The following is a 12,939-nucleotide window of genomic DNA, read 5'->3' as shown; positions in this document are numbered from 1 at the left end:
TTGTTTAATCAAATTTTAATTTCTTTAATGCTTCTGCGAACGGGTTATTTAATGGTTCTTCTTCTTTGTTCTGTTGTTTCAAATATTTTTGAACGTCACGCTTATCAGCTTTGTTTCCAGATTCTTTTTTACGTCGCTCCTGGAATGTCGATAATTTTTCGCGATAGCCACATTTACATGCAAAGATTTGACCTTCACCTTCACCACGTAGTTCTAGTTTCTTCTTACATTGTGGACAACGAGCGTTTGTTGTGCGAGATACATTTTTACGATGACCACATTCACGGTCTTGGCATACGAGCATTTTTCCTTTTTTGCCGTTTACTTCTAGCATCGGTTTACCACAGTCTGGACAAGACTTTGTTGAAATGTTGTCATGTTTATATTTTTTATCGCTCGATTTAATTTCAGAAACAATTTCTTTCGTATAGTTCTTCATTTCAGAAATGAAGACTTCTTTTTTCAGTTTACCTTTTGCGATAGCCTCAAGTTTTTGTTCCCATTCACCAGTTAGTGTAGGAGATTTTAACTCTTCTGGTACTAAATCAAGTAACTGACGGCCTTTTGATGTAATGTGAATATCTTTACCACGCTTTTCAAGTAAAAATGAATTGAAGAGTTTGTCGATAATATCTGCACGTGTCGCTACAGTGCCTAATCCACCAGTCGATTTTAACGTATCAGCAAGTTGTTTATTTTGCGTATCCATATATTTTGTAGGATTCTCCATTGCTGAAAGTAAAGTCGCTTCATTAAATCGTGCAGGTGGCTTTGTTTGACCTGATGTTTGCATAATTAACTTTACAGCTAATGTATCACCTTTTTCAATGTGAGGTAGAAGCTGCTCTTTTACGTCATCAGTTACATCATCGTCTTCAAAGCGATTTTCGTATACTTCTTTCCAACCAGCGTGTAAAACCGTTTTTCCGCGTGCAATGAACGTTTCATTACCAACTTTTGTGCGTAACGTTAGTTGCTCGTATTCGAATGCTGGGAATAAAACAGCTAAGAAACGTTTCACAACTAAATCATAAATTTTACGCTCTTTATCTGTAAAGGATGAGAAATTAACGTATCCTTCTGTTGGAATAATTGCGTGATGATCGCTTACTTTACTATCATCAACAAATGATTTATTAGGCTTAATTGGCTTTTGTAGTACTTTATGTGCTAACGGACGATATTCCCCGACACCGCACGCTTTTAGACGTTCTGGAAGTGTTCCAACGATATCAGATGAAATGTAGCGTGAATCTGTACGAGGATACGTCAACACTTTATGTTGTTCATATAATTTCTGCATAATGTTTAATGTTTCTTTAGCAGAGTAACCAAACTTTTTATTTGCATCACGTTGTAATTCAGTTAAATCGTAAAGGCCAGGAGAGAATGACTTCTTCTGTTTTTTATCAATTTCCACAACAGTGGCATTTTGTTTATCTAGATTTTTTACAATACCATCAATTTTTTCTTTATTAAAACTACGGCTATTACCGTTTGCATCTTGCCAAGTTAGTTTTAACTTATCAGTTGTTAGGGCTTCGATACCATAGTAAGTTTGAGCCTTAAAGTTCTTTATTTCATCTTCACGACTAGCGATCATAGCGACAGTAGGCGTTTGTACACGACCGCAATTTAGTTGAGCGTTAAAGCGAGTTGTTAAAGCCCGAGTCGCGTTAAGGCCGATATACCAGTCAGCTTCTGAACGTGCAACTGCTGAAGCGTATAAATTGTCATATGCCTTACCTGGTTTTAAATTTGCAAAACCATCTTTAATTGCTTTATCGGTTACAGAAGAAATCCATAAACGTTTAATTGGTTTATTGAGCTTAACTTTATCGATAATCCAGCGTGCGACTAATTCGCCTTCACGTCCAGCATCTGTCGCTACAATAATTTCATTTACATCTTTTCTAAGTAGCTGGCTTTTCACAGCATTAAACTGTTTACCAGTTTGTTTAATAACCGTTAATTTCAAACGCTCCGGTAGCATCGGTAAGTCTTCTAAATTCCATTTTTTATATTTCACATCATAGCTTTCTGGATCTGCTAATGTAACGAGATGACCTAAAGCCCAAGTTACAATATATTTACTACCTTCAAGATAGCCGTTTCCTTTTTTATCACACTTCAGTACACGAGCAATATCTCGCGCAACGGAAGGTTTTTCAGCGATTACAACGCTTTTTGACATATTAAAAACATCCTTTCAAATTTCCATAAGTTAAATATAGCATACATTTTCTTGAGATTCAGTTTCGCTCGAGGTTTGAGCTGTTTTAGTGGAATGAACAAAACTCCCACTGATTAAAGTTTCACTTTATACGGAAAAGTAAAGAACTTGTTATTTTACTAGAATAAGAGTAGACTTTGAAGTAGATGAATAAGAAACACATGGGAGTTTGTGGATGCAAACTGAGAGTATGACTAATCCGTCATTGACCATTTGAACCTGTTGGATAATGCCAGCGTAGGGAGAGTGTAAAAGCACATGTTCAGGCACTTTGCATACGCGCAAAGTGCCTTTTTGTGTATCTCCCATCATTATAGTTAGGAGATGAAAAGGATGAATAGGAAAGAAATTAGTAAAGTAGTGGATTTAGTGAGGGAATCTAATCCGCTCGTTCATAATATTACAAATGTTGTTGTAACAAACTTTACAGCGAACGGTTTGTTAGCACTAGGGGCATCGCCTGTAATGGCGTATGCAAAAGAAGAAGTAGCAGAAATGGCTAGCATTGCGGGAGCATTAGTATTAAATATGGGAACACTTCGTCCCGAGGAAGTAGAAGCGATGTTACTTGCTGGTAAGTCGGCTAATACGAATGATGTACCAGTATTGTTTGATCCTGTTGGCGCAGGAGCAACATCGTATCGAACAGAAGTTGCGAGACATATTCCAGCTGAAATAGATCTAGCGATAACTCGTGGGAATGCAGCTGAAGTAGCTAACGTTATTAATGAGAGATGGGAAATTAAAGGGGTAGATGCTGGTACTGGAAATGGCAATGTTGTAAATATTGCAAAACAGGCAGCAGAGGAATTGAATACAGTTGCGGTCATTACTGGAAAAGAAGATGTCGTTACAGATGGAGAGCGAACGATTCTTATTCGAAACGGCCACTCTATTTTAACAAAGGTTACTGGAACGGGTTGTTTACTAACTTCTGTAATAGGAGCATTTGTTGCGGTAGAAAAAGATTATGTAAAGGCAGCAGTAGCAGCAGTAACATTTTATGGTGTAGCTGCGGAGCTAGCAGCTGCTAAGACGGTAGAAAAAGGGCCTGGTAGTTTCCAAATTGAATTTTTAAATCAATTAGCGAATACAACTTCCGGTGATATTGAGAAGTATGGGAAGATTGAGGAGTTAGAGTAAGGGGATGAAACACATGATGCGCATTGAAACCAAGAAAATGTCTAACCTATTACAAGTGTATTTTATTATGGGAAGCAATAATTGCACGAAGGATCCGTTAGCTATATTGAAAGAAGCGTTAGACGGTGGAGTGACACTTTTTCAATTTCGTGAAAAGGGAGAAGGGGCTTTAACTGGAGAGGATAGAGTGCGTTTTGCAAAGAAATTGCAGGCGCTTTGCAAGGGATATGGTGTTCCTTTCATTGTAAATGATGATGTAGAATTGGCCATTGAATTAGATGCAGATGGTGTTCATGTGGGACAAGATGATGAAGGGATTACATCTGTTCGTGAAAAGATGGGAGATAAAATTATCGGTGTATCTACACATACAATTGAAGAAGCAAAATGGGCGATTGAAAACGGAGCAGATTATTTAGGAGTTGGGCCTATTTTTCCAACAAGTACGAAAAAAGATACGAAAGCGGTTCAAGGAACGAAAGGATTAGCTCATTTTAGAGAACAAGGAATTATAGTGCCGATTGTTGGTATCGGTGGGATTACAATTGAAAATACTGCTGCCGTTATAGAAGCGGGTGCTGATGGTGTTTCAGTTATTTCTGCAATTAGTCTAGCGGATTCTGCGTATGAAAGTACGAAGCGATTAGCTCGGGAAGTAAATAAGTGTTTGTAGATAAAAGACCACGTAGTATGAAAATACTACGTGGTCTTTTGTCGTATAAAACAAAATATGCCGCCTAAACTAGTATGTATAAACATATATTGTTTCGGAGGCGAAGGCATGATTGTATTTCAGGATATTATAGCTGCTTATGAGAAAATGAAGGGCATTGTACATATGACCCCATTAGATTATTCAAGTACATTTAGTGAGTTATCACAGAATGAAGTGTATTTAAAGCTGGAGAATTTACAAAAGACAGGCTCTTTTAAAGTACGTGGTTCTTATAATAAAATGGTTTCTCTTGAGAAAGGTGATTTAGAAAATGGTGTTGTTGCGGCATCTGCTGGAAATCATGCGCAAGGAGTCGCTTATTCTAGTAATATGCTTAGTATTCCTTGTACGATTGTGATGCCAAAAGGTGCTCCGTTAAGTAAGGTGCTTGCGACAAAAAGGTACGGTGCACATGTAGAATTACAAGGTGATGTATTTGATGATGCATTAGCTTATGCACTAGATTTAAAAGAGAAGACAGGAGCGAAATTTGTACATCCATTTGATGATGAAGCAGTAATTGCTGGTCAAGGTACAGTCGGTCTGGAAATATTACAACAGCTGGAAGATGTAGAGGCTGTTATTTGTCCTATTGGAGGTGGAGGACTAATTGCAGGAGTTGCGATGGCAATTAAAGAACAAAAGCCATCAGTGAAAATATATGGGGTGCAGACACTTGCTTGTCCGGGAATGAAACAGTCACTTGAGGAAAAGAAGGTAATAACAGTAGAGTCGACGCCAACTATGGCGGATGGAATCGCGGTTAAAAGGCCAGGTGATTTGACTTTTGAACTTGTACAACGTTATGTGGATGATGTGTTTTGTGTAGATGAAATGGAAATTGCACGAACGATGTTAATGCTTCTTGAACGGAACAAATTGTTGGTTGAAGGGTCTGGTGCGAGCTCATTAGCTTCTTTGCTTTATCACAAAGTCCCAATAAAAGAAAAAAAGGTCGTATCCGTACTAAGTGGTGGAAATGTCGATGTAAACTTTATTTCGCGTATTATTGAGCATGGAATGGTTGAAGCAGGACGCTTCATTCACATCGCGACAATGATTAAAGATAAGCCAGGCTATTTGCACCATTTGCTCGAGATTGTAACAAATTTTGAAGCGAATGTATTAAATATACATTTAGAACGGATTGGTACAAAGGTATTTCCAGGATATGCGCAATTGCACTTGTCATTAGAAACGAAAGATAGAAATCATATTGAAGAAATATTGAGTGGTTTAAAAAAGAAAGGGTATGTTGTAGAAGTTATTGATTGAAAAAATTAAACAAACGTTTAATTAAAAAAGCACAAACCCTTTTAAATTATAGGTTTGTGCTTTTTACTTAAAACATAATTGAAATTAAGAGCATTCCAATTCCGATAGAAGTAAAGGTTGCGATTAAGCCGGGAATCATGAAACTATGATTTAAAACATATTTACCGATACCTGTTGTACCAGTGCGGTCGAAGTTAATGGCAGCAACAATTGTTCCATAGTTTGGAATGAAGAAGTATCCGTTTACTGCAGGGAACATAGCAATCAGTAATGCTGGCGGAATACCAAGAGATAGTCCAAGTGGCATTAAGGCACGAACTGTTGCTGCTTGGCTGTACAGTAAAATAGATAGAATGAATAATGCGATAGCAAATAGCCATGGTGCACTTGTAACTAAGTGCTGAATTGATCCTTGAATCATATTTAAGTTTCCGTTAAAGAAAGTATCTCCCATCCAAGCGATACCGAAAATAGCAACAACCGCTGTTGCTCCAGCTTTAAAGACGTTACCAGACACAATGCTTTCTACATTTGGTTTACAGAAAATAATAATAAGAGCTGCGATGGTTAACGTAACCATTTCAATTGTGTTTGGCATGGAAAGACGAACTAACTTCCCGTCAACCATCCATCCCGGACGAAGTGCTTCAAATGAACCAAGAAGTACGACAAGGAAAGTTCCTACTAGGAAAAGAATAACTGATAATTTAGCGCCTTTTACACCTACAAATTCTTTTTTCTTTTCAAGCTTAGGAATCATACCTTCTTTTAATCGTTTTAAGTATTCAGGGTCTTCATTTAGTTCTTTCCCCATTTTACTAGCAACGAATGCAGCTACCATACAAGCGATGAAAGTAGAAGGGATACTTACTTTTAAAATATCTAATAAAGTAATTTTATAGTCAGCTAACATTGCTAAAAGGGCAACTGTGGCAGCTGAAATGGGACTAGCTGTAATTGCTTGTTGAGAAGCGATTACGGCAATTGACATTGGTCGCTCTGGTCTAATTCCTGATTCACGAGAGACTTCTGCGATAACAGGAAGTACAGAATAGGCAACGTGACCAGTGCCAGCACATAGTGTGAACAAATAAGTAACAATTGGAGCGAAAAATGTAATGCGCTTTGGATTTTTTCGTAAAGCTTTCTCAGCTAGATGAACAAGATAGTCCATTCCTCCAGCGGCTTGCAAAGCACCAGCGGCAGTAATTACTGCTAAAATCATAAGCATTACATCGATAGGAGGAGCGGTTGGTTGTAAGTGGAAGACAAAAACGAGTATTGCCATACCAACTCCACCCATTACTCCTAAGCCAACTCCGCCTAGGCGTGCACCAATAAAAATGCAGAGTAATAAGGTAAGAAATTGTAGCCAAAACATGATAAATTACCTCCGAAATTCATAAGTTAAGATATATTCGAATAATTTAATTTAAATGAAAATTAGTGAAATATCCGAAGGGATCTTTGATTTATATACGTTTTTTATTATATAACATAAAAAAAGTAACATTCACGTATTTTGTTAAATTATTTCGAAAAAATAATACATTGGAATTTTATATTTATATCTCTAAATAAGTAGACATTTTAATTTAAATGTTGTAACCTTGGAAAGAGAATAATTTAATTCTCATAGAACTCCCATATCGTTCAACTCGTTCAGCGAGAAAGGCAAACTGATGGAAACATGAGGGCGCAAAACTATAGGGGCTAAGGTCGAAAGGCTATGCTAGCCAGTTACCGGACGGATAGGGTTGGTCTTGACCAATGCTTTTTACATTGGTCTTTTTTTATTCTCGAACATATTGAGAATCATTCCAAACAAAATATTGATATATTTTGTTTTTTTGTTTTAAGTAATTAAGGAAGGTGAATATTGATGAAAAAGTATTGGCATAAGTTATCGTTTCTTCAAAAGAACGTCTTATTAACTGTATTAGTTATTTTGACGCTTGTTGGAAGTATGGGCGCGTTAAGTTTCAATTTGTTTCAAAATAGTATGATGTCTTTATTTGAAAGGCAGTCTATTGAAACCGGAGAGATAGTAGTACATGACTTGGATACAGAATTAGTTAAAGATATGGCGAAAGATCCTACAACCGAAAGAGTGAAAAAAGAAAAGTTAACAGAGCAATTAGATGAAGTGACAAAAGGTTTAAAAAGTGTGGGACAAACGTATGTTACAGGAGCAAAGCCGAATGAAAAACGAGAATTACAACTCGTTGGTTTGACTACAGAGCTAACAAATGCAGTGCCTGTAAAGCCGGGAGATTATTATGAACAACCGACTCATTGGATGGATGCATATGATAAAGTGATGGACACGAAAAAGGCCCAAATGACAGAAGTATATGAAGATGAATTAGGTTCGTGGGTGACAATATTAGAACCAATTAAAGATGGAGAAAACAATATTGTTGCAATTGTTGCGGCTGATTTAGATGCTTCTATCGTTCCTAGTACAAAGAAGAATTTTATGATACAAGGTTTACTCTTTATTATTATTTCATTAGCAATCGCGACTATTGCTCAATTCTTTATCGTACGTAACTCGTTAGCTCCATTAAAAGATTTACGAGAGGGATTACGTAAGATTGGTGAAGGTGACTTAAGTATTAAATTAAAAGAAAGACCAGATGATATTGGAATTATTAATGTTTATTTCAATGATACAATTGAGAAATTTAAAGGGATTATAGATAAAGTTAGGCAGACCGCTGAGCAAGTTTCTTCTTCTTCACATGAATTGTCGGCAAGCACAGAGGAAAATAGCATGGCAGTTCAAGAGATTGCAAGTTCTATTGAAGGTTTAAGAGTAGGGGCACAGTCTCAAGAAACTTCAGTCCAACAATGCTTAGGAATTGTGCATGGAATGGAAGATAAGGTAGAAGAGATAACTGGAGCTGCGAAACAAGTTGCGGTTGCCTCAGAAGGTATGGAGCAACATTCAATTGAAGGTAATGAAGTGATTGGACAAATTATTAATCAAATGAGTTTAATCCAAAATGCAGTGAAAGATTTATCTTCTATTATTTATTCGTTAGAAACAAGATCAAAAGAAATTAGTGATATTGTAACTGTAATTACAGGTATTTCAAATCAAACAAATTTATTAGCTTTAAATGCTTCTATTGAAGCTTCTCGTGCTGGAGCAGCTGGAAGAGGATTTGCAGTTGTTGCTGATGAAGTACGTAAATTAGCAGAACAAACTGAAACGTCAGCGAAAGATATAGCAAAATTAATTAGTGAAACACAAGCTGAAACAGAAGAGGCTGTAGTTTCAATGCAAAAAGGTTCAAAAGAAGTAGAATCTGGAATTTCACTTGTTCAAAGTAGTGGTGCTTTCTTTGAAAAAATTTCAAAATCAGCACAATCTGTTAAAAATCAAGTGAAAGCTGTTTCTGGCAATTCGAGTGATATTTTACAAAATAGCCAGAATATCGTTCAAGTCGTAAATGAATTATCACATATTGCAAATACTTATGCGAATAGTAGTAGTAATGTTGAAGAAAGCATGAAGGAGCAAGAAATATCAGTACAAGATATTGCAGAATTAGCGACTTCTTTAAGTTGGCTTTCTCAGGAATTGCAAGAGCTAATTGGTGAGTTTAAAAGCGAATAAGGAAAAGTGAAATTTTAATCAAGGGGGCAGCCCCCTTGATTATGAGTTGAACAAATCTGCCCGTTAATACGGGATAAAAAAGGTGTGAATTTTCACACCTTTATTATATTTAGGAGAGGAATTTACATAAATATGAAATTAGCGATTTCTTATAATGAGATGGTAAAAGAATTTTTAGGGAAAGTAGAAGGGAGTATTCAAATACCTAAAGATGCGCAAAAGATAGAGTTTGGAATAAAAAGAAAAACTATACCATTTCCAAAATTGACTCATATTGTAGATTTAATAGGAGCAGCCGCGACGTGGTTATATCATGTTTCTAAAGAAAAACATATTGTCGTGCTATATCATGTAAGAGGAAGTTTATTTCCGATTACTATTGAAGTTTCTAATTTTCTCTCCTATGAAAGTTTGAATTTGCAGATTGAAGAGCAGCTGGAACAAATTAAAGAAATGAATGAGGAAGAAATAGAAGAGTTTCAAAACGGTAATACATTATATGAAATGTCACCTATTATTATTGGTGAAACATATTATGAGCTACAAGACACAAATACATTACAATTTGTATTTGGTAAAAATATGCAAAGTGTAGAAATAATATATAATAGTGTTAATTGGAAAGAGACAACGATTACTCGTTATGCACAACAAATACAAGGTATTTTAATTGATTCATCACAAAATGCGAATAAACACATAAAACATTTTGATATTATTACAGAGGCCGAGATGGCACTTTATAGTCAAGTGAATGATACGACAGCAGTATATCCTGAGAAAAGTATCGTCGATATGTTCTATAATACTGTTACTCAATTTCCAAATCGTATAGCTTTATCTTCAAGGGAAGGTACTTTAACTTATGAGGAGCTAAATAAAAAAAGTAATCAAATAGCTCATATGTTAATGAAAAACGGCGTCCAATTAGGAGACTATGTTGGAATATTTATGAAACGTAGCATAGACACAGTAGTAAGTATGGTAGCTATATTAAAAGCTGGTGCAGCGTATGTTCCGATTGATCCAGATTATCCGGAAAGTAGAATACAGTACATTATTCAAGATAGCCAAGCGAAAGTTATATTGATGAAAGAGACGCCTATAACATGTGATGGGGTTCAAACAGTTTCAATGTATGATAGTGAAACTTATGAAGATATAGATGTACAGTTGTCTATTCATTGTGATGATGTAGCTTATATGATTTATACATCTGGTTCAACAGGGAATCCAAAGGGAACGATGTTAGCACATAGAGGCGTTGTTAATCTGTACACTTGGATGCAAAAGCAATATGAATTGACAGAAGAGGATGTATTTGCCCAATTTCCTTCCTTTAGTTTCGATGCTTCTGTATGGGAGTCATTTGCTTCTTTATTCTGCGGAGGAAACTTGTATGTATTATTAGAGGAAGAGCGATTGTCTGTAGAAGCATTTGCAAATGCAATCTATAAAGTGAAAGCAACTTCGATCTTGGCATTAGCGACAATTTTTGTTCGACAAGTAGCAACTTATTTAGCAGAAGAAGATATATATAAGCTAGCTTCCCTGAAAAGAATTGCGATTGGCGGTGAAATGTTGCCTGTAGAGGTTATTAAATTGTGGAGAGAAAGAATAAATACAAATGTTGAAATTCATAATGTATACGGACCGACAGAATGTACTGTAGTGACGACAACCTATAAAATACCTAATCAGTTAAATGAGGATGTTGCGAGTATTCCCATTGGTAAACCATGTGCTAATTATCAAGTTATGATTTTGGATGAGAATATGAATCTTTGTCCAATTGGTGTACCTGGTGAATTATATATAGATTCAGTAGGATTAGCAAAAGGGTATTTTAATAAGCCTAATAAAACAATTGAAGCTTTTATTCCGAACCTCTTTAATCCTATAGTTAATATATATAAAACAGGTGATATCGTTAAGTTGCTAGAGGATGGAAATATAGAGTTTTTACATCGGAAAGATGATCAAGTAAAAATTAGAGGACATCGTATTGAACTAGGAGAAATCCAAAGTAAAATTTCTCAAAATCATAATATAAAAGAAAATGCTGTTTTTGCTAAGAAGAGCAAGGAAGGTAGCCAATATTTAATCGCATTCTATACAACTTTGAACAAAAAGGAAATACCAGAATTAGTTTATCAGTTACAAGAGCAGTTACCGGATTATATGGTACCATCTAAATTAATTTATATTAATGAACTACCACTTACACCAAATAAAAAGGTTGATGTTAAAAAGTTAGCTCAGTTAGAAGAAAAGTATGAACCGGTTCGTCTACAAGAATATGTTGCACCTTCTAATAAAGCAGAGAAACAAATAGCAAAAGCTTGGGCAGAGGTATTAGGAATTTCAAAAATTGGAGTGTATGATGATTTCTTTACAATTGGTGGACATTCGTTGAAAGTATTGAGAGTCTTAACATTGTTAAAAGAAGATTTTTCACATTTAACAATTCAAGATTTCTTTAAAGAAAGAACGATATATGGATTAGCTAGAATTGAGAGAGAAGTAAAAGTAGAGACAGAAGAAGTATTTCGTGAATATAAGGTGATTCACGAACCGAATACTATTACTTATTCGAATGTTTTAGAAGACATTAACATCTCAAATGTCTTTTTAACAGGAGCTACTGGTTATTTGGGGTCGCACATATTATATGAATTATTGAGAGATACATCTGCTACCATTTATTGTTTAGTAAGACCGACAAAAGATGTGCAACAAAGAATTATCGATACATTAACAAGCTACTTTAATGATATATGTGAAGAGTGGTTACAGCGTATACAGGCTGTACCTGGTGATTTGGGAGAAGAGTATCTTGGGATGAGCGAAGAGGAATTTATTTTAATTAGTTCTAAGGTCGATACGGTAATTCATTGCGGTGCAGATGTAAGACATTTTGGAGATGTAAAACAATTTAAAAATGTGAACGTCCAAGGCACGAGCCGTATGCTAGCGTTAGCCGAGAATGGTGCTATATTCCACTTTATTTCTACAATTGGTATTCCGATAGAATTAGCGGTAGAGCAATGGGATACATATATGGAAACAGGTGATTTCAATTATAATGTAGAGTTAGAGAATGTGTATTCCGATAGTAAACTACAGGCGGAAAATCTTGTTCGTGAAGCTTTGAAGAGCGGCATACGAGGGAATATTTATCGTGCAGGTAACCTAGCATGTCATTCAGAAACGGGTTCGTTCCAACAAAACATTGAAGGAAATGCATTTTATCGTCTTATTAAAACGATGCTTCTAATTGGAAAGGCACCAAATGTGAAGTGGAAAGTTGATTTTACACCAATTGACTTTGCCAGTAAGTCGATTGTATCGTATTTACAAGATCCAAAAATTGTAGGAGAGACGTTACATATTTGTCATCCACATCAAGTTGAATTTGAACATTTTATAAAGCTAATTGAGGGGTGTGGATACAATCTTGAAATGGTTCCACTTTCGGGATATGTAAATATCGGGCTTGAATTAGCAAAAGGAAATGAAGAAATAGCAGAGTTAATTGCTTCTCAAGTTGCAGGAGATGGAGCACAGCAATCTGAAATTGTCATGGGTACTCGTAGAACAAATGAATGGATTAAGAAAAAAGAGCTGATAGTGCCAGCGATTAATAAAGAATTTATTCAGCTGTTATTAGCTCATGGTGAAAAAGTTGGATATTTTCCAAAAGTAATGAAATGATTATGTACGCTTTTGTTTGTTCAATAAAATAAATCATGCTACAATGAGAACGAATTAAGAACCGGGGAGCCAATTGGCTGAGAGGATGTAAGTATACATCGACCCTCAACCTGATCTGGATAATGCCAGCGTAGGGAGTTACTTTAAAGTGATGTAGCATAAGTTATTATAGAATAACTTGTATACAAGGCTTTCCTACATGGTAGGAAAGCCTTTTCTTTTTTTGGAAACATA

The 12,939-nt window shown here is 35.8% G+C and carries 7 protein-coding genes and 3 riboswitches; of the genes, 5 read left to right on the top strand and 2 right to left on the bottom strand.

Features of this window, described 5'->3' with window-relative positions:
• Positions 1 to 4 precede the first annotated feature (4 nt).
• A complete protein-coding gene (topB, locus tag JDS98_RS28200; RefSeq protein WP_097958251.1) occupies positions 5 to 2,194 on the bottom strand; it encodes a DNA topoisomerase III in 2,190 nt (729 codons plus the stop codon).
• 190 nt (positions 2,195 to 2,384) lie between these two features.
• Positions 2,385 to 2,494, top strand: a riboswitch (TPP riboswitch).
• Positions 2,495 to 2,566: 72 nt separating this feature from the next.
• Between topB and thiM the strand changes: the two genes are divergently transcribed.
• The 3 genes from thiM to ilvA all read left to right on the top strand — a co-directional run bounded on the left by thiM (position 2,567) and on the right by ilvA (position 5,366).
• Positions 2,567 to 3,376 (top strand): hydroxyethylthiazole kinase, encoded by an 810-nt coding sequence (gene thiM / locus JDS98_RS28195; RefSeq protein WP_098911408.1) that lies wholly within the window; start codon positions 2,567 to 2,569, stop codon positions 3,374 to 3,376.
• 13 nt (positions 3,377 to 3,389) lie between these two features.
• Entirely contained in the window at positions 3,390 to 4,049 is a 660-nt protein-coding gene (gene thiE, locus JDS98_RS28190; protein ID WP_199634547.1) for a thiamine phosphate synthase, read from the top strand.
• Between the two features lie 108 nt (positions 4,050 to 4,157).
• Positions 4,158 to 5,366, top strand: a complete 1,209-nt coding sequence (gene ilvA, locus JDS98_RS28185) for a threonine ammonia-lyase (protein WP_000634742.1) — start codon at positions 4,158 to 4,160, stop codon at positions 5,364 to 5,366.
• Between the two features lie 67 nt (positions 5,367 to 5,433).
• On the opposite strand, the gene JDS98_RS28180 is transcribed toward ilvA, so the two are convergent.
• Positions 5,434 to 6,747, bottom strand: coding sequence for an anaerobic C4-dicarboxylate transporter family protein (locus tag JDS98_RS28180; protein WP_199634546.1), 1,314 nt, complete (start codon positions 6,745 to 6,747; stop codon positions 5,434 to 5,436).
• 282 nt (positions 6,748 to 7,029) lie between these two features.
• A riboswitch (cyclic di-GMP riboswitch) is annotated at positions 7,030 to 7,114 on the top strand.
• A gap of 134 nt (positions 7,115 to 7,248) precedes the next feature.
• Here JDS98_RS28180 and JDS98_RS28175 point away from each other — a divergent pair.
• Both JDS98_RS28175 and JDS98_RS28170 read left to right on the top strand, forming a co-directional pair.
• A complete protein-coding gene (locus JDS98_RS28175) occupies positions 7,249 to 8,991 on the top strand; it encodes a methyl-accepting chemotaxis protein (protein WP_173781370.1) in 1,743 nt (580 codons plus the stop codon).
• A 132-nt stretch (positions 8,992 to 9,123) separates the two neighbouring features.
• Positions 9,124 to 12,705 carry a non-ribosomal peptide synthetase family protein gene (locus JDS98_RS28170; protein WP_199634545.1) on the top strand — a complete coding sequence of 1,194 codons (3,582 nt, stop codon included), beginning with the start codon at positions 9,124 to 9,126 and terminating at the stop codon, positions 12,703 to 12,705.
• Positions 12,706 to 12,757: 52 nt separating this feature from the next.
• A riboswitch (TPP riboswitch) is annotated at positions 12,758 to 12,859 on the top strand.
• Positions 12,860 to 12,939: the final 80 nt, after the last annotated feature.

The organism is Bacillus cereus group sp. N11 (assembly GCF_016483605.1).
GTDB classification, from domain to species: domain Bacteria; phylum Bacillota; class Bacilli; order Bacillales; family Bacillaceae_G; genus Bacillus_A; species Bacillus_A toyonensis.
The sequence above is the reverse complement of the archived record's forward strand: the minus strand, read 5'-3'. Positions and strand labels throughout refer to the sequence as shown.

What these genes read in the sequence shown, in the direction of transcription:
- JDS98_RS28180 (WP_199634546.1), bottom strand. Translation starts at nt 6,747, where the DNA reads ATGTTTTGGCTACAATTTCTTACCTTATTACTCTGCATTTTTATTGGT.
- JDS98_RS28170 (WP_199634545.1), top strand. Translation starts at nt 9,124, where the DNA reads ATGAAATTAGCGATTTCTTATAATGAGATGGTAAAAGAATTTTTAGGG.
- thiM (WP_098911408.1), top strand. Translation starts at nt 2,567, where the DNA reads ATGAATAGGAAAGAAATTAGTAAAGTAGTGGATTTAGTGAGGGAATCT.
- topB (WP_097958251.1), bottom strand. Translation starts at nt 2,194, where the DNA reads ATGTCAAAAAGCGTTGTAATCGCTGAAAAACCTTCCGTTGCGCGAGAT.
- thiE (WP_199634547.1), top strand. Translation starts at nt 3,390, where the DNA reads ATGATGCGCATTGAAACCAAGAAAATGTCTAACCTATTACAAGTGTAT.
- ilvA (WP_000634742.1), top strand. Translation starts at nt 4,158, where the DNA reads ATGATTGTATTTCAGGATATTATAGCTGCTTATGAGAAAATGAAGGGC.
- JDS98_RS28175 (WP_173781370.1), top strand. Translation starts at nt 7,249, where the DNA reads ATGAAAAAGTATTGGCATAAGTTATCGTTTCTTCAAAAGAACGTCTTA.